At 56.4% G+C, this 19,796-nt stretch carries 21 protein-coding genes; 6 read left to right on the forward strand and 15 right to left on the reverse strand.

What is annotated here, in order from left to right; genetic code table 11:
- Positions 1-74 precede the first annotated feature (74 nt).
- Complete coding sequence (locus tag GOX53_RS23615; protein WP_171180781.1) at positions 75-1,403, reverse strand: PLP-dependent aminotransferase family protein; 1,329 nt, start codon at positions 1,401-1,403, stop codon at positions 75-77.
- Positions 1,404-1,492: 89 nt separating this feature from the next.
- Between GOX53_RS23615 and GOX53_RS23620 the strand changes: the two genes are divergently transcribed.
- Together GOX53_RS23620 and GOX53_RS23625 are read left to right on the forward strand one after the other, a co-directional pair.
- Positions 1,493-2,671, forward strand: a complete 1,179-nt coding sequence (locus GOX53_RS23620; RefSeq protein WP_171180783.1) for an MFS transporter — start codon at positions 1,493-1,495, stop codon at positions 2,669-2,671.
- Positions 2,672-3,757 (forward strand): D-alanine--D-alanine ligase family protein, encoded by a 1,086-nt coding sequence (locus GOX53_RS23625; protein ID WP_171180785.1) that lies wholly within the window; start codon positions 2,672-2,674, stop codon positions 3,755-3,757.
- A 361-nt stretch (positions 3,758-4,118) separates the two neighbouring features.
- Here GOX53_RS23625 and GOX53_RS23630 read toward each other — a convergent pair whose 3' ends face one another.
- Complete coding sequence (locus GOX53_RS23630; protein WP_171180787.1) at positions 4,119-4,790, reverse strand: GntR family transcriptional regulator; 672 nt, start codon at positions 4,788-4,790, stop codon at positions 4,119-4,121.
- A 121-nt stretch (positions 4,791-4,911) separates the two neighbouring features.
- On the opposite strand from GOX53_RS23630, the gene GOX53_RS23635 reads away from it, so the two are divergent.
- The 4 genes from GOX53_RS23635 (at position 4,912) to GOX53_RS23650 (ending at position 8,960) form a co-directional block, all read left to right on the forward strand.
- Positions 4,912-5,910, forward strand: coding sequence for a TRAP transporter substrate-binding protein (locus GOX53_RS23635; RefSeq protein WP_171180789.1), 999 nt, complete (start codon positions 4,912-4,914; stop codon positions 5,908-5,910).
- Positions 5,911-5,987: 77 nt separating this feature from the next.
- Positions 5,988-6,473 carry a TRAP transporter small permease gene (locus GOX53_RS23640; RefSeq protein ID WP_171180791.1) on the forward strand — a complete coding sequence of 162 codons (486 nt, stop codon included), beginning with the start codon at positions 5,988-5,990 and terminating at the stop codon, positions 6,471-6,473.
- Between the two features lie 10 nt (positions 6,474-6,483).
- Positions 6,484-7,767 carry a TRAP transporter large permease gene (locus GOX53_RS23645; RefSeq protein ID WP_171180793.1) on the forward strand — a complete coding sequence of 428 codons (1,284 nt, stop codon included), beginning with the start codon at positions 6,484-6,486 and terminating at the stop codon, positions 7,765-7,767.
- A 47-nt stretch (positions 7,768-7,814) separates the two neighbouring features.
- Positions 7,815-8,960 carry an alpha-hydroxy acid oxidase gene (locus GOX53_RS23650; protein ID WP_171180795.1) on the forward strand — a complete coding sequence of 382 codons (1,146 nt, stop codon included), beginning with the start codon at positions 7,815-7,817 and terminating at the stop codon, positions 8,958-8,960.
- Between the two features lie 24 nt (positions 8,961-8,984).
- Here the strand turns inward: GOX53_RS23650 and GOX53_RS23655 are convergent, their stop codons facing one another.
- The 13 genes from GOX53_RS23655 to GOX53_RS23715 form a co-directional block, all read right to left on the reverse strand.
- Positions 8,985-9,413, reverse strand: a complete 429-nt coding sequence (locus GOX53_RS23655) for a methylglyoxal synthase (protein WP_371810423.1) — start codon at positions 9,411-9,413, stop codon at positions 8,985-8,987.
- Positions 9,379-9,897 (reverse strand): 2,4'-dihydroxyacetophenone dioxygenase family protein, encoded by a 519-nt coding sequence (locus GOX53_RS23660; protein WP_171180797.1) that lies wholly within the window; start codon positions 9,895-9,897, stop codon positions 9,379-9,381. Before GOX53_RS23660 ends, GOX53_RS23655 begins: the two co-directional genes overlap by 35 nt.
- 9 nt (positions 9,898-9,906) lie before the next feature.
- Positions 9,907-10,608: an SDR family NAD(P)-dependent oxidoreductase gene (locus GOX53_RS23665; RefSeq protein ID WP_171180799.1), complete on the reverse strand. Its 702-nt coding sequence runs from the start codon at positions 10,606-10,608 to the stop codon at positions 9,907-9,909.
- A complete protein-coding gene (locus GOX53_RS23670; RefSeq protein WP_171180801.1) occupies positions 10,605-11,231 on the reverse strand; it encodes a 2-dehydro-3-deoxy-6-phosphogalactonate aldolase in 627 nt (208 codons plus the stop codon). Before GOX53_RS23670 ends, GOX53_RS23665 begins: the two co-directional genes overlap by 4 nt.
- Positions 11,228-12,148, reverse strand: a complete 921-nt coding sequence (locus tag GOX53_RS23675; RefSeq protein ID WP_171180803.1) for a 2-dehydro-3-deoxygalactonokinase — start codon at positions 12,146-12,148, stop codon at positions 11,228-11,230. The genes GOX53_RS23670 and GOX53_RS23675 overlap by 4 nt, the downstream gene beginning before the upstream one ends.
- The gene (locus tag GOX53_RS23680; RefSeq protein WP_171180805.1) at positions 12,129-12,818 is read right to left on the reverse strand and encodes an RraA family protein; all 690 of its coding nucleotides are present in this window, start codon (positions 12,816-12,818) and stop codon (positions 12,129-12,131) included. Before GOX53_RS23680 ends, GOX53_RS23675 begins: the two co-directional genes overlap by 20 nt.
- A gap of 12 nt (positions 12,819-12,830) precedes the next feature.
- Positions 12,831-13,832, reverse strand: coding sequence for a C-terminal binding protein (locus GOX53_RS23685; RefSeq protein ID WP_254446734.1), 1,002 nt, complete (start codon positions 13,830-13,832; stop codon positions 12,831-12,833).
- Between the two features lie 22 nt (positions 13,833-13,854).
- Positions 13,855-14,349, reverse strand: a complete 495-nt coding sequence (locus GOX53_RS23690; RefSeq protein ID WP_171180809.1) for a lactoylglutathione lyase family protein — start codon at positions 14,347-14,349, stop codon at positions 13,855-13,857.
- Between the two features lie 22 nt (positions 14,350-14,371).
- Positions 14,372-15,160, reverse strand: a complete 789-nt coding sequence (locus GOX53_RS23695; protein WP_171180811.1) for an SDR family NAD(P)-dependent oxidoreductase — start codon at positions 15,158-15,160, stop codon at positions 14,372-14,374.
- 1 nt (position 15,161) lies between these two features.
- Positions 15,162-16,163, reverse strand: coding sequence for an ABC transporter permease (locus tag GOX53_RS23700; protein WP_171180813.1), 1,002 nt, complete (start codon positions 16,161-16,163; stop codon positions 15,162-15,164).
- Positions 16,160-17,683 (reverse strand): sugar ABC transporter ATP-binding protein, encoded by a 1,524-nt coding sequence (locus GOX53_RS23705; protein WP_171180815.1) that lies wholly within the window; start codon positions 17,681-17,683, stop codon positions 16,160-16,162. The genes GOX53_RS23700 and GOX53_RS23705 overlap by 4 nt, the downstream gene beginning before the upstream one ends.
- Before the next feature lie 84 nt (positions 17,684-17,767).
- Positions 17,768-18,802: a sugar ABC transporter substrate-binding protein gene (locus tag GOX53_RS23710; protein ID WP_171180817.1), complete on the reverse strand. Its 1,035-nt coding sequence runs from the start codon at positions 18,800-18,802 to the stop codon at positions 17,768-17,770.
- A 26-nt stretch (positions 18,803-18,828) separates the two neighbouring features.
- Positions 18,829-19,698 (reverse strand): SMP-30/gluconolactonase/LRE family protein, encoded by an 870-nt coding sequence (locus GOX53_RS23715; RefSeq protein WP_171180819.1) that lies wholly within the window; start codon positions 19,696-19,698, stop codon positions 18,829-18,831.
- Between the last annotated feature and the right edge of the window lie 98 nt (positions 19,699-19,796).

Below are 19,796 nucleotides of genomic sequence, written 5' to 3' on the forward strand. Positions count from 1 at the left end.
GTAGACAGGTTGTTCGACTGTGGCAACAAACAAAGCTGCCATTCACGCACTGCGCAGCATGGGTTCTTCTGGGCTCACTGGGCAATGCACACCGCTTTTCGAACCGTGTTCAGAACGCCTTCCAGCTCAGTCTTCGGTACTCCACCAAAGGCGAGCCTTAAGGCCTGCGGAGCTGCGGCAGTGGTTGCGAACGGCTCCGCGCCGGACACCGAGAAACCGTGCTCCTTCAACCGCGCGACAATAGGTTGAGCGCGAACACCTTTCTCGAGCGGCATCCAGGCGAAGCCCGCATTAGGATGTGACAGGACGGGCTGCGTACCGAAAACTTTCCGCCAAACAGACTGGCGCGCCGCTCCATCGCGCCTGCGGTTTTCTTCAGACACCTTCAGAGTCCCGTCTTCGATCCAGCCCGCGACCAAACCAGAAATCAGCGCCGGAGCATTCCAAGTCGTCGCACGGACGGCCTCCAGGAGTGGCAGGGTCCGGCTTGCAGGGGCTATCACATATCCCAGCCGCAGCCCTGTCGCGAGATTCTTTGAAAACCCGCCGATGTGAACTGTCCGGTCGGGTGCCAGGGAATAGAAGCTAGGCGGCGGGTTCCGCTCCAGGAACGCATAGGCGGCGTCTTCAATGATCAGCAGGTCGTGCCTCTGTGCGACGTCGAGCAGGCGAAGACGTGTTGCCTCATCCATGACCGATCCCAAGGGGCTATGGACCGTCGGCATCAGGTAAACAGCGCGAATCTCCCGCAATTGGCACAACCGCTCAAGTTCATCAGGGTCCATGACACCCTGCGTTCCTTCGACCGGGAGGAGGTTAAGACCGCGTAACGTCGCGGCGGATTTGAAACCCGGGTAGGTGAGAGGATCTGCAGCAATCAAATCGCCATACCGGAACAGCCCCAAACAAGTGACTGCCAGGCTATGCTGGCTGCCCGAAGTTACCAGCAGGCAGTCAGGGTCAACCTGGCCCAGAACCGGGGCAAGGCTTTCGGCAATGATCCGGCGTTCGTGCAGCCGCCCGCCGTGAGGCTGATAGCGCAGCATAGCTTCCAAATCACCTGCAGTTGCTAGCCGCCGCAATCCGCTGCGCAGCATGTCGGCGTCGGCAGCATCCCCTGGCATGTTGAAGACGAGGTCAGTGACGCCCTCGGCAGCGGTCTGATGGACGCCAAGCGTCACCGGCAGGCCGGGATCGCGCACAAATGTGCCGCGGCCGGCTTCGCCCGCAACCAGGCCGCGCTGCTCCAGCTCCTTGTAGACACGTGTTGCCGTCGCCAGAGCGACACCGGATTTCTCCGCAAATGCCCGGTGTGTCGGCAGTTTGGAGCCAGGGACCAGTTTCCCGTCCTGGATCGCGTTGGCAAGCATATCGGCAAGACGCGCGTATCGAGGCTTCTTCATGCGCCCACTGTCATTAGTACAATAGAAAAATTGTCATACAGAAAATCTCATGGCAATCCGGAAGAAAGTCAATCCATAAGGGTCACCGGATGCCGCGCTTCATCTCTTCCTGCCTGCTTGCCGCGAGCCTGTTCACCGTCACCTTTGCCGTGAACCTTCAAGCTCCGCTTTACGATGTATATGCGGCTGAGAGCAGTGTCGGAGCCACGGCTGTGACGGTGGCATTTGCTGCCTATGTTGGTGGTCTCATGCCAACGCTGTTGCTGCTGGGCGGGCTTTCGGACCGGATTGGGCGGCGTATTCCCATTGCGCTGGCCTTGATCCTCGGCGCATCGGCAACAGCAATACTGGTGCAATCTCCTAGCTGGACAAGCCTTGTCGCTGCGCGGTTTTTCTTAGGTGTCGGAACTGGTCTGGCGACCACTTCCGGGGCCGCTTACATGGCTGAAATTCTCGGCTCAGACCGCGCCCGGAATGCGGCCTTGGTTGTTACATCGGCAACGTCACTTGGTTTCGGCGGCGGTGCCCTGGCAACAGGTGTCAGCCTGGCGGTTCAGGGATCTACACTGCTGCCAGTCAGCTATGTTGCACTGTTTGCAGCGGCGCCGGTCTTGGCGGTGGCCGCCTTAATATTGCCCAAGGCAGACCGCCCGAAACCTGTCTCGCTTCTGCGGATGCCGGTCTTTCCGCCGGGGACATGGATGTTCGGTGCCGCGATGGCGCTGGCTTGGTCCACGACCGGCATGACCATTGCTGTCGTGCCTCTGCAGTTGGAGGCCAACGGCCTTGGCGGCTGGACCGGGCTTGTGATTTTCCTTGCCATCTTCGTGGGTTTTCTTTGCCAGCCCATCGCCCGGCGCATGACAAACGATCAGGCGCTTGCCCTCGGGTTTGTCCTGATCCCGCTCGGGTTCCTTGTACTCTTGGCCGGTGTCTGGCTGAAACTGCTGATCCTGGTTCTTGCCGGAACCTGCATCACCAGCGCAGCGAGTTATGGCTTCACTTATCTGGCCTCATTGGCAGAAGTATCATTGCGCGCTCCTGACGACCGCGCACGAGCCACCGCGGGTCTGTTCGTTTATGCCTATTCAGGGTTCTCACTGCCTGTAATCGCAAGCGGCGCGCTTGCTGATATGCTGGGGCTGCTGACGGCCATGGCCATCTTTGCGGTGGTCCAATTGTCGGCCACGCTGCTGATCATGAAATTGCGAAACCGCAAACCTGGGCCTGCTGGCGAGGCACTTGAAGCAAGTACAAGGAGCGTGTGAATGACTGCAAACGGAGATCGTCTTAGGATCATGATCCTGTTTGGCGGCCGGTCGGCAGAGCATGAGGTTTCGATACTGTCGGCAACCAATGTTCTGGAGGCAATCAACCAGGAAAAGTTCGAGCCTGTCCCAGTGTACATCGGGCGTGACGGTATCTGGAGGCCAAGTGAATTTTCGGACGGAAAGCTGTCAGTGCCCACCGAAGGGGCTTGTTTGAGCCCGGTTCCCGGCGGACGCGGGCAGGTCTTAAACCTTTCGGCCAAGGGCGCCGCAAACGGCATTTCTTCCGTCGATGCGATTTTCCCTGTTCTGCATGGCCAATGGGGTGAAGACGGTTCCGTGCCGGGACTCGCTACGGTTGCTCAAATCCCACTCGTTGGCTGCGGGCTTCTGGGGTCAGCGAACGCGCTGGAAAAAGAAGTTGCGAAACGGCTCCTGAAGGAAGCGGGCGTGCCGACGGCTAGGGCGATGACACTCAGACCTGACAGCCCGGAGACATTTGAAGAAGTCCGGAGAAAGCTGGGCGTGCCGTTTTTCCTGAAGCCAGCCACGCAAGGTTCTTCGGTCGGCGTTGGAAAGGTTTCAACTGAGGAAGACTACCACACCATTCTTGAGCGGGGGTTCGAGCTTGACCACAAGATGCTTGCTGAAGAGTACATAGACGGACGCGAGATCGAATGCGGTGTTCTGGAAAATCCAGATGGCTCCCTGATCGTCTCCTGCGCTGGCGAAATCGTTCCAGCTGACCAGCACGCCTTCTATACCTATGATGCCAAATACGTGGATGAAGGGGGTGCAGCCTTGCATGTGCCGGCCGAGCTTCCGGGTAGTCTGGAAACCAAGCTTCAGTCTATGGCAGCAAAGGCCTTCCGCGCCGTTGGCTGCGATGGCATGGCGCGCGTCGATTTCTTTTTGAAAGGTGACGGCGAGATCCTGGTGAATGAACTGAACACCATCCCCGGCTTCACGGACATCAGCATGTACTCAAAGGTAATGGAGGCCAGCGGGATCAGTTATAGCACGCTCATTGACAAGCTGATTGCACACGGGATCGAGAGGTTTCATGCCGAAGATCATCTGCAATGAAAGGAAACATGCGACGCGCGGGTGCTTGAAACAGCCGTTCGTGTGCCGCGCGGCATCGGTCAAAGTGGGCTCGGAGCCGACCTTGGAGCTTTCGCAGCATCGGATCGGAAGCCCTAGGTTGGTCATTCGTGGACGGCCCAGACCTGCCGTTGACCACTGTCTGCTGCCGCTGCGGTGCGGCCCGTGATTCCGGACTTTCGCTGCAACCGCAAATTTGCGTGTTGGACGGATTCACGCAGTGCGCAACAATCCCGCCTTTCGCTCGCTTCGCTACCGCCGTTGACGGCCATCGGTTGCCAAAAGAACACTCTTGTCTGTCCCATGTGTTTTTAGTGACCAAATGGCCTTGAAGTTACGTCAGCTACATTTGGTTGACGCCGACCAAGTCCGAATAGGAACGCTCACCGCGCGTGATTTGCCGTTTGAGGGTGTTTTTCGCCGCTTTAACCTTGCCCTCGCACAGGAAGGTCACGATCGCTTCATGTTCAGCAAACGACTTTGCCGTCTGCTCGGAGCGTTTTGACAGATGCGTCCGCATGGTTTGGACGATATCGCCGACTTTTTGGTAACCATCTCGCAAATAGCTGTTTTCGCAGTGCCTGAAAAAGGCATGGTGAAATTCCGCGTCAAGTTCCAAATACTGCTCGAATTCATCAGCCTCCCGCGCTTCAGACATCTTCGATACAGTATCTGCAAGTTCATCAAGCAGAGCGTAGCTGTTCTTATCAATTGCCTGCTCCATAGCTGCAGATTCGAGGATGAGCCTGTATTGGCAAAGCTGCACCACATCCTCCTGAGAAAGAGAAAAAACAAAGGCTCCTCGGTGCGGAAAAATCTGAACGAGACCCTGGAGATTTAGAGCCGATAGCGCTTCGCGAATCGGGGTTTTGCTGATGCCCATAGCGTTTGACAACTTGACTTCCGGCAGCGCTTCACCCAGCCGAAACGTGCCGTTGATAATGCCCTTTCGGATATGATCTTCGGCAGTTTTGCTCAACGAATCCGGTCGCTTAATCTGCAATATCTCGGTCATACTCTCTCCGCCCTTTTCGCCTTTCTAACACAATAGCACATGCATGCTTGATTTCTATATTAGATCTGATATCTCAGATGAGAGGTCGAAAAGTAGAAAACCAAACCCTTGGGAGGATACCTTGTTCAAGAAATCAACACTCGCGCTAGGCGTCGTTATGTCTGCCGGGCTTGCCTTCGCAGTATCAGCTGAAACAGTCATTAAGGTCGGGCATGGCGCTGCGGAAGCGTTTCACATGCATCGCGCGCTTCTGAAGTTTGAAGAACTGGTCGAAGCCGGCTCGAACGGTGCGATCGACGTCCAAATCTTCCCTTCGTCGCAGATGGGGCCTGATCGTGAGATGATCGAAGGCGTTCAAACAGGCGTTCTTGAAATGGCCATTCCACCGTCTTCTTTCTTCGCAGGCTGGGATCCGGCTTTTGCGGTGATCGAGCTTCCCTACATGTATGCCTCCAAAGACATCGCCTTTGATGTTCTTGATGGTGAGGCCGGTGACGGAATGCTCGGACGGGTCGAAAATCAGGGGCTGGTCGGTCTTGGCTGGCTTGAGTTGGGTGTACGCAACGTGACCAACAATGTCCGTCCGGTTGCAACACCTGAAGACCTCGAAGGCGTCAAGCTGCGCACCATGAAAGTTCCGGCGCATGTGGCAACATTCGAAACACTAGGGGCCAACCCAACACCGATGAACTTTGGCGAGGTCTATTCTGCCCTCCAGCAAGGCGTGATCGACGGACAGGAAAACCCCCTGGCGATCATTACCTCGCAGCGTTTCTACGAAGTGCAGAAATACCTTTCGACCACGGGCCATGTCTTTGCGGTCTACATGCCGGTCGTCTCCAAGACGTTCTTTGACTCGCTGCCTGCGGAGCATCAGCAACTGATCCGGGACTCGATGGCCGCCGCACGTAACTATCAGGCTGAACTGGTCGCCAGCGAAGATGCGGAACAGCTGGAACAGATCCGTGCCGCTGGTGTCGAGGTTCTGGAACTAACTGCAGAGCAGAGACAGGCCTTTGCCGACAAAACCGAAAGCGTTCGCCTGCAATATCGCGATGAAGTTGGCGCCGATGCCTACGACGCTTGGGTCGCGGCGGTATCCGCAGCAAGCGGAAGCTGACCACGGTATACTCAGCCAATCCGGGCACCCGTGCCATGCAGGTTCGGGCGCCCCTTTCGTTCAAGGGGAGGTGAACGGTGTCGGTTATCAAATGGATCGATATGAATGCCGAAAAGGTCTTAGCCAGCGCACTTTTGGCGGCGATTGTCTTGTTGATCTTTGGCAATGTGTTCATGCGCTACATTCTGAATGCCTCTCTTTCATGGGGCGAAGAGCTAACGCTTTGGTTGTTTGTCTGGTTCGTCTGGCTTGGCGTCAGCTACGCATTCCACATGGGCGATCATGTGCGCATCACGGTCCTGCGTGATGTCCTGAGCGAGCGGGCGAGGCTTTACGCGGATGTTGTGATCGCGCTTCTTGTCCTTGGGTTTCTGATCGTTCTGACAATTGAATGCATCAAGCTGATCCGGCAGCCCTTTGTGGCCAGCCAGACTTCAGTCGTGCTGGGGCTTCCGATCCCGATCCTTTACGCCTCGGCGCCGGTTGGCGCATGCCTGTCTGCAATCCGTGTCGTACAACATCTGCGCCGAACCCTGCGGCTAATCGCAGAAACCAAGGCGTGAGGGATTTCTGATGCTTGCAACAACGCTTTTCCTGACACTCTTTGCCCTTTTGATCTTCAGCGTGCCGATCGGCATCTGCCTAGGCCTCGCGACCATGATCGTGATGGTCTTCGTGGATGGCACGCCACCGATGGTTCTTCTGGCGCGTTCGGTGGTAACTGGGGCGGACTCCTTTCCGCTGATCGCTGTTCCCTTGTTCATTCTGGCAGGCGATCTGATGCAGCACGGCGGAATGTCCCGTCGACTGGTTGGCTTCGCCAATGCACTGATTGGGCATATCCGAGGTGGGCTGGCTTATGTGAACGTGCTCGCCTGCGTATTCTTTGCCGCCATATCCGGTTCGTCTCCCGCAACCGTAGCCGCCATCGGATCAAACATGATCCCCGAGATGGAAAAGGTCGGCTATACCCGCAAGTTCAGCAGCGCATTAACGGCGTCCTCGGGGATGATCGGCGTTATGATCCCGCCCAGCATCCCCTTCATCATCTATGGTGTTACCGCCGAAGTTTCGATCGGTAAGCTGTTTCTTGCAGGTGTTGTTCCCGGCATCCTCTTTGCCCTCATGTTCATGTTGGTCGCCCGCGTCCTGCTGCGAAAGGACGAGGTTATTCAGCAATCGACAACCACATTCTCAGGTCCGGGTGTCTGGCAGAGTTTCCGCTCTTCTATCTGGGCGCTACTGGTGCCGGTAATTATCCTTGGGGGCATCTATAGCGGTATCTTCACCCCTACCGAAGCCGGAGCCGTGGCCGTGGTTTATGCCGCCTTCATCGGTATCTTCGTCTATGGAGACATCACCCTCAAGGACCTGCCTGAGGTATTGGCGGGCAGTGCAAAGACCAGTGGGACCATTCTGATATTGGTGATCATGGCGACCGCCTTTGGCAGGCTGATCACGCTTGCAAGAATCCCGACAGAACTCGCTACAACAATCACCAGCCTATCCGATAATCCGATCATCATTCTGTTGTTGATCAATCTGCTATTGTTGGTGATCGGCATGTTCATGGAGACGATTTCGTCGATCATCATCATGACGCCTATCCTGCTGCCCGTCGCAACCGCGCTGGGTGTCGATCCGATCGTCTTTGGTGTCATTCTGACGGTTAATCTGGCCATTGGATTCTGTACACCTCCATTGGGTGTAAACCTGTTCGTGGCCAGCAGTATTTCGAAGGTTTCCATCGAAAGCCTCAGCCGGGCGATCCTGCCATTCTTTGCAGCCATGCTGATCCTGTTGATGTTCATCACCTATGTGCCCGCAATTTCCTTGGCCTTGCCGTCCCTTTGGTGACCGGCTGAGAACCTTCAAACGTTAGACAACCAGACCAGAGGACTCGGATGGATCTGGACCTATCCCACCCGTCGATAGAAGACCTTCGGAAAACCGCGCAAAAGCGCATACCGAAGTTTGCCTTCGAATACCTCGACAGTGCAACCGGACGGGAACTGGGGTTGAAGGTAAACCGTGACGCACTTGATGCCATCGGGTTCATGCCTCGTGTTCTGTGTGGTCGAACGAAGGCTAACCTGCAAACCACGCTGATGGGTCAAACATATGATCTGCCATTCGGGATAGCACCGGTCGGCATGTCCGGCCTGATGTGGGCGGGAGCAGAGCGGATGCTTGCAAAGGCTGCGGTTGCTCACAACATTCCGTTTTCGTTGTCCAGCGTAGCGGTTGCCTCGCCAGAAGATGTGGCACCCTACATTGGCAACAACGGATGGTTTCAGCATTACCCGGTGAATTCCCGCGACTTACGCCGTGCGATGCTGCCGAGGATCAAGGCAGCAGGATTTCATACGCTGATCATCACGGTGGACGTTCCAGAGGAGAGCCGGCGCGAACGACAACGCCGAGCCAACCTGACTGTGCCTCCAAAAGCTGACTTGCGCACGCTGACAGAAATGGCGTCACGGCCCGCATGGTGCCTTGCGCATCTGCGCGAAGGTATCATCCCGCGCATGCGGTTCTTTGACGATTACGTCCCCACGCGCGGGCGGGAAAGCTTTACCCATGCGGGCGCCCTGATCCGTGGGATTCCAGATTGGGACTACCTGCGCGAACTGCGAAAAGAATGGGAGGGCCACCTGATCGTCAAGGGTGTCCTGCGGCCGGAGGATGCGCAAAAAATGGTGGCTGAGGGCGTGGACTGCATCTGGGTATCAAACCACTCCGGGCGTCAATTCGAAGCCGGGCCCGCCGTGATCAATCAACTTCCGAACATCCGCGAGGCGGTCGGAACAGATGTGCCACTGATCTACGACTCCGGCGTTGCCTGGGGATTGGACATCATGCGCGCTCTGGCCAAGGGTGCGGATTTCGTCATGGTTGGACGTGCCTTTCAATATGCCGTCGCAGCGTTCGGAGCGCGTGGGGTCGACCATCTAGTACACATCCTTAAAGCTGACATCGAGGCCAACATGAGCCAGCTTGGCAGCGAAAACCTCGGCAGTCTGGCAGAGCACCTTCTGAGAACTGGTTGATCAACGCTTTCGGCGCACGGCGTATCACGCAGGCACGTTGGTATCCTCGTCAATCAGCCCCTTCACGATCAGATCAGCAGTTGAGCGCGAACAAGCCATCGGTAGATCATAGACCGTTGCGAGACGGGTCAGAGCCTTAACGTCGACATCGTGTGGCATGGGTGACAAAGGATCGACAAAGAAAATCAGTGCATCCAGCTTCTCTTCACAGATCATGGCACCGATCTGTTGATCGCCTCCGAGCGGTCCGCTTTTCAGGCAGGTCACATCCAGTTCTGGATAGGCTTGCTTAATGCGGCTGCCGGTGGTCCCGGTCGAAAAGATTTGCACTCCGGAAAAGCGGGCCTGTTGTAGACCCACCCATTCGACGATTTCGTCCTTTCGCGCGTCGTGGGCCACGAGCGCGAGACGCGGCGCATCACCGGATGAATTGTTCAACGTAGTTTTCTCCAAGACCGACTTCCGCGAAGTGTTTTCGGCACAGATCAATCTTGGTAAAGACATCTTCGTAGCCAGTGACCTTGCCCCACGGATCGACATAGCACATCACGCCATTGACTTGGAAATAAGTGACCATCTCTTCGACATCGTCCGGTACGACCAAAGTATGCGTCTCTCCCGGCGGCTCGAAAACATAGCTCCCTTCTTCAGCCACCCAATCATGTTCCAGATAATGCCAACGCCCTTTCAGGACGAAGCCGTGGACAGGCTGCGGATGGCGGTGCCGCGAAAGAACACCAGCTTTGCGCACTTTGAGAAGGTTCATCCAATAGCCTTGCGAGCGGTTCAGACAGAGCGGTCTGAACCAGACGTTTTCCGCCTGTGGAACCCATAGCCTTTCATCTTCGCTCATGGCATTTGGGATCACGATCTCTTCTTGCGCATCCTTAGGGAAGGGCAACTGATAAGGCATTCTGGCGGTTTCGTCGTCTTTCATTGGTTTTCCTCACATTGCAAGATAGCCGCCATCGACCGGATAGACCGATCCGGTGACAAAGCTGGCGTTTTCACTCAGAAGCCATTGTACAAGCGCGCCGACCTCTTCGGGTTTTCCCCAGCGTTTCATCGGCGTGCGCGCCATGATCCCAGCTGTTCGCGCCGGATCTTCCCGAAGGCCTTGGGTCATCTCTGTTTCGATCCACCCCGGCGCGATGGCATTGACCCTGATACCGTCTTCGGCCCAGCGACCTGCCAGGGCCTTGGTCAATTGTGACACACCACCTTTTGAAGCGGAGTAGGCTGGCACCAAAGGTCCACCAAAGGTGCTGAGCATAGAGGCTGTATTGACGATGACCCCACCTGCTTCCGCTAAGAAAGGATGCGCGGCGAGACAGCAGCGCATCGTACCAGTCAGGTTCACATCAAGCACCTTGACGAATACGTCGATGTCGTATTCTTCGCCACGCAAAAGAATACCCGCGCAGTTCACCAAAGCATCGAGACGCGTGAGGCCGCCAAACACTGCATTTATGGACGTCTGATCGGTAACATCCAGAACCTGCACCTTGATCCCTTCCTGAGGCTCGAACGCATCCAATTCGGATTGGGAAGCGGATGCGGCTATGACGGCCCAGCCTGCCTCGGCCAGCGACCGAGCAACACCTGCACCGATCCCTCGCGTTCCCCCCGTGACAAGGGCCTGTTTCATCCAAGTTCCTCCAATGCACTGGTGAAGGCGCGCGCACGCCTGGCGATATCATCCAATGTATAGCTCAGCTTGAACAGTGCAGACCCAAGCCCGTACCCATTGACTCCGGCAGCATGATACGGAGCCATCGTATCCGGCGTTATTCCTCCTACCGCCGCGACGACCGCATCTGCGGGCAAGACGGCGCGCATGGCCGCTATGGCAGCAGGCGGCACCATTTCCGCCGGAAAGAACTTGAGCACCGAAGCTCCGATATCCAATGCCGTAAAGGCCTCGGACGGGGTCATGACGCCCGGACACCAATACAAACCCTGCGCGACAGCCGCGCGCCCTACGTCCGGGTTCATATTGGGTGACACGATGATCCGACCGCCCACGTCTGCGACCGCCCCGACCTGATCCACCGTCAATACGGTGCCAGCGCCGACTATAGCCCGTGCGCCATGTTTCGCGACGATCTGCGCAATCGATTCCAGTGGGTCTGGCGAGTTAAGCGGCACTTCGATCATCCGAAACCCGGCATCGAACAGTACATCAGACACCGGGCGCGCATTTTCTGGTGCCAGCCCCCGCAAAATCGCGATCAGCGGATTTTCAGCAAGAGCTGCGGTGAGGTCAATCATCCAACCAACCCCGCAGCGCGAGCAATCAGGAAATGCCCTTTCGCCACGATATCATCTGGCGCGTGACGGCTGTCGAAACCTGCAGTTCGAAGCGCTATTTCGTATCGGTCGGACAAATCGCTACGTCCAACAACAGTGATCGTGCCGACGTCTTCCAATTCGCCGGTCGCGGCTGCAACCTCGGTCCCGATCAACAAGCCCGACAAGTAGTCGGCCGTAGCAACCTTTGGGATTTTACCCATAAGAGGAAGTGTCCGAACATGAAACAGGCTATGCAGCAGGTTCGACTCACCATCGAGGCCCGCTTTGACACCCATCACAAAAGCCTCTTCACTGAAGGCGTCGTCCTTCATCAAAGTGCCAAGGATCGTGTGCCCTTTCAGCGCCGAGAAAATCTCGCCTGTCATGTAGGTCGAGAAGTCGACGATCTTCCCGTCCGCGACCTGAACCCATTTACTATGGGTCCCCGGCATCACGAATGTGCCTTCGCCCAAGCCTAGAGAAGAAGCCCCGATGATCTGAGTTTCTTCGCCACGCATTACGTCCGGTCCACCAGCATGTTCCGTCGAAGCGCCCGTCACAAAATGAATGCGCGCCCCGTTGGCCGCTTGATGAGGGACCAAGGCCCGCGCAAGGCCGCCTGCGCCAAGCGGCATTTCAGCATAGCGCGTTTCAACCCAGCCATTGCGGCTGGTGATCATGCCAGATGCCAGGATCGGCAGGTTTGCCTTGGCGACCCACGGGCCGATGAGACGATCAAGAACCGCTTCAAAGGGCTGTCCCGCAACCTGCATTATGCCTTCAGGAGACGAGACCCCATCGATCACCTCGCCCTCCGCGCCAATGAGAAAAGCACGGAATGATGAAGTGCCCCAATCGACGCCTATCAGCGCTGGCTCAGATGCGACCGAATTCATTCAGCAGATCCTCAACGGTTTTGCCTTGGGCCACCCATTTACGGGTTTCCTCCTCGCGGTCAGCTTGCTCTTGGGCTAGGCGCACGGTTTCTTCGGCAATTTTCTGTGGAATCACGACGACGCCCATTAGATCAGCTACAATGAAATCTCCGGGGTTTACGACGACGCCCCCGCAGGCGATAGGCACATTGATCGAAAGCTCTTCTTTGCGTTCTGAGAACATCGTGTGCGTTCCACGCGGCGTGATCGCGCGTGTCCAAATCGGCCAGTTGATGTCTTCCAGCTCATCTGTGTCGCGCCCGGTGCCATCAACGATCATGCCGCGGATGCCACGGTTCTTGGCCAGGCCACCCATCAGACCGCCGCAGACCGACGTTTGACGATCGCCACCCGCGTCCACAACGATCACATCGCCGGGCTGACCCATTTCAAGCGCCCTCAGAGGATCGACCAGATCGCCTTTTGAAAGCTGAACTGTCACGGCCTGGCCTGTCACCTTGGCGCGGAAGGCGGGCTTGATGGCACTGTCCATTACGCCTGTGCGGTATTGCACATCGGCAAAGATGGCGGCAGCGGAATACGCCTCCAGCACCTTGTCGAACTTCTTAAGCAGATCCGGGTTGCGTTCAAAGTCATTAAAGACCCTGAGGTCCGTGCTAACGTCTGGCATTCTATTCTCCTGTTATGCGGTTGATACAGCCAATGCGTCGGAATTGACGGTGTAATCGGGTCTTTGCCCTGTCAGGACCTTGGCCACCTGCGTGGCCGCGGTGACGCGCGCTGCGTGTATGGATTCCTCGGAATAGTAGGCCGCATGCGGTGTCACGAGGACGTTGGGCAATGTGAACAACGGGTTGTCATCGGGCGTCCAGTTTGCGCGCTTGGCCGGCTCTTCTTCTGGGTCGTCGAGCCCGGCTGCGGCCAGATGGCCCTCGGTCAGCGCCCGGAACAGCGCCTTGTTGTCGACCGTTGGTCCGCGCCCCGTGTTCACAAGGATCGCGCCCGTTTTCATGGCCGAGAATTCGGCATCCGACAGAAAGTGATGCGTGTCCGGTGTCATCGGTGCCTGCATCAGGATATAGTCGGACCTCGCCAGTAATTCGGGCTTGCTCACCAACTCGACCCCAAGCTTCGCGGCGACTTCTCGTGGCAAAAATGGATCATACGCGATGACGGTGACCCCAAAGGATTGCGCCCGCGCCACGATGGCTTGTCCGATTTTACCCAGCGAGACGACACCCATCGTGCGCCCGCGCAGACGATAAACTGGCTGTCCGCTTTGCCATTTCCAAACCCCCGAATGCGTGGCCCGGTCATAGTCAGGCAGCTTGCGGGCCAAGGTGAGCCAAAGGGCAATCGCGTGATCGGCTACCTCCTCAGTACAGTAGTTTTGGACATTGGTGACCAGAATGCCTTTGTCCGTCGCCATGCCGACATCAACGATATCCACGCCAACACCGTATCGCGCGATGACCTCGCATTTTTGCATGCGCGTGATCGTTTCCTTCCCGATCCGGGCATATTGATTCATCATCGCAGCGCAATGCGGCGCGACATCGAACAGGTCTTCCTGACGCTTGGCCTGAAGCGCGATCACTTCGGCACCGGCGGCTTCCAGGATTTCCGTCTCAACATCGACATCACCAAAGTCGTAATCGGTGATCACGACCTTGGGTCTGTCCATTCTGGGGGGAAAGCTGCCGCGATCAGTCATAAGCACCCGCCGAATATGTCAATTCGTACGAGTGGCTGTAGAGCTCGAAAATGTTGCCAAACGGGTCTTCCATATAGACCATGCGATAAGGCTTTTCTCCGGGGTAATACTTGCGCACCTGCTGCATGCGCTGGCGCCCGCCCAGGTCTTCGATAACCTTTATGCGGCCTTCCAGATCCTCGTCCTGTACGCAGAAATGAAACAAGCCACGCCGCCAATATTCAAACGGGCGTTCCTCTTCGACGGTCTTCGGGAACTCAAACAATTCGATGCCAACACCGTCACCCATCGACAAATGCGCGATACGGAAGCTTCCCCAACCTTCCCCGAACACATCGTCGCACATCTGACCGATGGCGCTTTCGTCATGCAGGATTTCAGTTGGTTCCATCAGCACGTAAAGGCCGAATGCCTTAGAGTAGAACTCCACGGCTTTTTCCAGGTCGGGAACTGTGATGCCGATGTGAGAGAAAGTAAGAGCGGCCATGGCAAGCTCCTCCAGCTAGCAGTTAAAGAATGTTGCGAACGATGCCGCCTTCGATCCGGTGCGCAGAACCATTGGAAGCTGTGCTGGCAGAGATCGTGACGATCATGCGGGCGACTTCGTCTGGTTGGACAAAGCGCTGGATGAGCGATGTGGGTTCATCTGATTTGAAGTAATTGTCCACGATGGTGTCGAGAGGCTCACCCTTTTGATCGGCGAGGCCGTCAAAATAGGCTTCGACACCTTCGGTCCAGGTGGGGCCGGGCAAGATCGAATTGACCCGGACTTTTGTCCCCTTTGTAAGCTCTGCCATGCCACGTGTCAGACCTAACATGGCAGTTTTGGTGACAGAATAATGCACCATCTGAGGTAGTGGTTTGACCGCCGCCTCGCTGGCCATATTGATGATAGATCCCTGATCCCGGCCAAGCATGTCAGGCAGGAAAATCCGGCTCATCCGAACGGCGGACAGGACGTTGATGTTGAAGTAATGCATCCAGTCGTCATCCGTGAGATCCTCGAACGGTTTGACCGAAAAGATGCCGACATTGTTGACCAGCACATCAACTGCACCGCGCACTTGCGCAAACTCTGCCAAAGTCTCCGCATCAGCGGTTTTGGTCAGGTCGGTCGCAATGCCTTCAACCTCGCCCAGAGATGACAGGTCGTCGACGCAGGCGGACACTTCCGCCTCGGTCAGGCCATGCACGATGACCCGCGCGCCTTCTTCCAAGTAGACCCGGGCTGTGGCTTTGCCGATGCCGGAACCTGAACCAGTCACCAGGACCAGCTTATTTTTGAGCCCCAAATCCATCTCAGGCCTCCTTCTTAACGTTAGATGACTGCTGCGATGAAGGGCGACCGAACATTCGACCCATCAAGGCCGAAATTTCCGCGCGCCACATGTCTATGCCAACGGCCAACAGAATGATCAGACCCAGCACGATGTTCTGAACCGACGATGGCGCAGCGTTCAGGTTCAGACCATTCTGGACGATTACAATCGTCATCGCCCCCATCAGCGTGGCGAGGATGTTGCCACGACCGCCTGCAAGGCTGGCGCCGCCAACCACGGCGGCGGCAATGGCCTGCAGTTCCAGTGTCTGACCATAGTTGGGCGAACCCGAGTTGAGGCGCGCTGACATCAGGATCGCACCAACCGCCGTCATGAAACCTGCGATGACAAACGTCGTCGTCTGAACTTTACGTACGTTGATGCCCGTCAAAACGGCGGCCGCTGGGTTGCCACCCACGGCATAAATCTCGCGGCCGAGTTTCGTGAAGTTCATAGTGAACGCAGCAAGGACATAGAAGAACACGAGGTAGAAGAAAGGCATCGGAACGCCGAACAGCTTGCCGTAAAAGATTGGCTCCAGCGCCGGATCCAGCGAAAAGATCGGCGATCCATTGTTGAAGGTCAGCGCAAGGCCCCTGAAGGCAATCAACGCCGCCAATGTTGTGATGAAAGACGGGATACGCCCATAGGCTGTTATCAGCCCAATAAATAGACCAAGCAATCCGCCCATGAGGAGAATGAGTGGCAACGCCAGAACCAGCGGAATGCCGATGAATTTTAACATCTGCGCTAGGATCATGGTCAGCAAAGCCACCATCGAACCGGAACTCAGATCGATGCCAGCGGCGAAGATCACGATTGTAGACCCGATTGCGATCAAGGCCACGATGCTAACCTGTAGGGACAGGTTTGAAAGGTTGCCCGGGTTCAGGAAGCGTTCGGTCGTAAGGGCCACGATCAGTGCGACGATCACCATTGCTGCAAATGGCCCGATCAACTGGGTGTCAAAGATCCGCTTCATGCGAAAGCCTCCTTAGGCTTGGATTGGGGGGTGTCGGCGGATGCGCGTACAAGATCGTCATGAGTAAGGTCAGATGCATCGACCGTGCGCGCTATCGTTCCGTGCTGCACGACGGCAATCCGATCGCTCATCGCGAGCAACTCATCATGGTCCGAACTGATCAGTATGATCGATTTTCCCGCCCGAGTGAGCCTGTTAATCAGCTTGTAAACAGCGATCTTGGCGCCGATATCGATCCCCTGCGTGGGCTCATCAAGGATCAGGATGTCCGAGGCTGAGAACAACCAGCGTGCAATCACGATCTTCTGCTGATTGCCACCAGACAAGAAGTTGACCGTCTTTTCCTCGGCCTGGGTTGAGATTTCCAGATCGCGGATCAGGTCATGGGTAGCTTGCTCTTCGGCCTTGAGGTTCAGCACTCCGAACCGACTTAACCCGCCAAGCGATGCTGCGGTGACGTTCCCACTTGCGCGGAAATTGAAGAACAAGCCGTCGAATTTGCGGTTTTCCGGAACAAGGGCCAAACCAGCACGGATCGCATCGATTTCCCGGCGAAAGCGAACTGGTTTGCCGTTCAGCGTTATCTGCCCATCGGTCAACTCGTCTGTCCCGAATAGGGCGCGGGCGATCTCTGTGCGGCCACTTCCCAAAACGCCGCCTAAGCCCAGCACTTCACCCCGATGCAACGAAAACGACACATCTTTCACACCCGAGTTGGTTGCCAGATCCACCGCCTCTAGCACGATATCCTTGGTCGCGTTCTGCTCCTTGGGATAATGCTCACCAATGTCCTCACCGACCATGGCGCTGACAATCTCAGAGACGTTGATCTTGGTCTCGCCACTTGCACGCACAACGCAGCCGTTGCGCAGGATCGTCACTTCATCAACGATCCGTTCAACCTCATCCAGCCTGTGCGACACATAAAGAATAGCGGTGCCGCGCTCACGCATATTGCGCAGTAACTGGTGCAGGCGTTCAATTTCATCTTCACCCAATGCCGCTGTCGGCTCATCCAGGATGATCATGCGGGCGTCCATCGCGACGGCTTTTGCGATCTCAACCAGTTGTTGCTCGCCTACCGATAGCGAACCGGTGATGGTCTCGGGTGAAACATCGACATCCATTTCCGCCAACACGCGCGCGGCTTCGTTGTGGACCTTGGCCCAGTCGATCACACCAAATCGGGACCGAGGCATATTGCCAAGGAAGATGTTTTCGCCAACCGACAAGGTGGGTACGATCGAGAATTCCTGAAAAACTGTTGCGACGCCCAGTTCACGTGCCGCCTGCGGGTCGCTGATCGTGACCGGCTTGCCATTGTGCAGGATTTGACCGCTATCGGGTTGCTGCACGCCGGACAGTGTCTTGATCATGGTCGACTTGCCACAGCCGTTTTCACCCAGTAGCCCATGAATGAAACCGGGCATAAGCCGGATGCAGACCTTGTCATTCGCCAAGACCCCAGGATAGGCCTTGGTGATATCGACAAACTCCCAAAGGGGCGTTGCGGGTGTCATCGCGATTGCCTCGACAAAAGTGAAACTCGGTTGGATTGCAACCCGGCAGCACGCGCACGCGCCACCGGGAAGCGGGGAGAAAGCTCAGTACTCTTTGGACGGCTGCGGGAAGAGCTTTTCTGGCTCTTGCAGCACGCTGATTGCACCGTCTTTGTCTTCAATTGATGTGGGCGTTTCGATCCAGCCGCCGGGATAGGACCCGTTGAGCGCATCAATGGTTGCGTGCATAGCCGCTTTGCCCATCAAGAATGGTGAGGTGTTGACGGTTGCCGTGATGTTGCCAGCCGCGATTTCTTCTAGGCCAGACGTATCGCCATCGTTGCCCAAAAGAACGATGTCATTGCGGCCAAGCGCTTTCGCAGCAAAGGATGCCCCAATGATCATGTAGTCGTTCGCCGCAAAGATCATGTCGAGATCAGGGTTCGACTGCAGGATGTCCATACCAGCAGTATTGCCGCCCTCAACGTTCCATTTACCGTCAATAGACACCACAACGTCGAAGTTTTCGTTGCCCTCGATACCGTCGAGGAAGCCACCCACACGCTCGGTCGAGTGATAGCCAGGCTGCCCTTCGATGATGCCGACCTTCAGCGGCTGATCGCCAAAAGTTTCGATGGCCCAGTCAGCGATAGCATGCGTGCCATTGCGCTGAGAGTACCCGACAACGCCATGAATTGGTGTCGGGAAGTTCGGGATGTCCGAGTTGATCATCAGAACTGCCATGCCCTTGTCGACGGCTTGCTTAAGCAGTGGTGCGGCAGCAAATTCATCATGTGTACCAAAGATGATTGCATCCACATCCTGCGTCAGCACATCCTGGATCATACCCATTTGGCCGTTGATGTCCGCACCCGACTGGGGCGCAAGCATGAAGACTTCGACCCCGGCCTCAGCAGCAACCGCTTTGATCCCTTCACCGATGGCGATGTAGTAGTTGAACTCGGTCGCGGGTGGCATATACGCGATCCGGAACGTTTCGTTCTTGGGTTCAATCGCATCGATTGGCGCTTGTGCCCCGTCCTCAAGTGGAACCGGTGCCGGATAATTTTCCGCCAAAGCGACCGTTGCCAGCGTGGCGAACCCCGCGGCAAGCGTAGTGTTCATGAGCGTTTTCAACATTGTATTCTCCTCCAGAAATTCGTTGGTTATCCGTTGAATGGCGCGTCGATCACGCCACGAACGCCGGGTTTCACAGCAAAGAGACCGCCGGATTCCGGTTCTTTTGTTAAAGCTGCTTCGTCACTCATCAGCCTTGAGGTCGTGATGAAAAGCGTGTCGAGATCAGGGCCACCGAAAGCGCAGCAGGTAGGCTTCCAGACCGGCACCTCGATCATGCGATCTATCGTGCCGTCGGGTGCGACGCGAACAACGCGATGGCCTTCCCATTCGGCGTTCCAAACACCGCCTTCGGCATCGACGCAGGACCCATCGGGCAGGCCCGGCTCATCCTCGAAAGAAGCGTGTCGCCGACGGTTCGAAACAGATCCACTGTCGGTGTCGTAGTCGAACGCCACGATTTCCCGATCCGGGGTATCGGCAAAGAACATTGTAGCTCCATCTGCCGCGAAGCAGGTCGAATTTGCGCAGGACACACCTTCGATTATCGTGCGCACGCTCAAATCCGGGTCGACGCAAATGACCGACGAATCGGCGTTACCCGAGACTTCGTTCATCCCTCCAACAATCAACCGCCCCTGACGATCAGTTCGCCCGTCATTCAACCGCGTCTCCGGATTGTTCGGCTCGAATCGGGTCACGAGGGTTTCTTCGTTCATGGTCGGATCGAGCAAAACGATACGATCTGCAAAAGCAACGATCAGCCCTCCAGAGGCCTTCGGAGCAAAGCAACACACACGCTCTGGCATCTCATGAGACGTGCTTATCGAAGCTACCGGGTCAAATGACCAAAGCGTGCAGCCTTCGATGTCGGTCCACCAGACAAGCCCATCGGCGGGATTCCAAAAAATCCCTTCCCCGTGCTGGTTCTGACAGTCGACGACCAATTCTGCGTGCACTTTTCGATCTCCCTTACACATTCTGATATCTGATATACCAGCTTGCCTAATCTGGTGTATCAGATATCTTGCATCTGGCAACACTTTTTTTGGAGATA

This window comes from Ruegeria sp. HKCCD8929, from assembly GCF_013031405.1.
GTDB lineage: Bacteria > Pseudomonadota > Alphaproteobacteria > Rhodobacterales > Rhodobacteraceae > Ruegeria.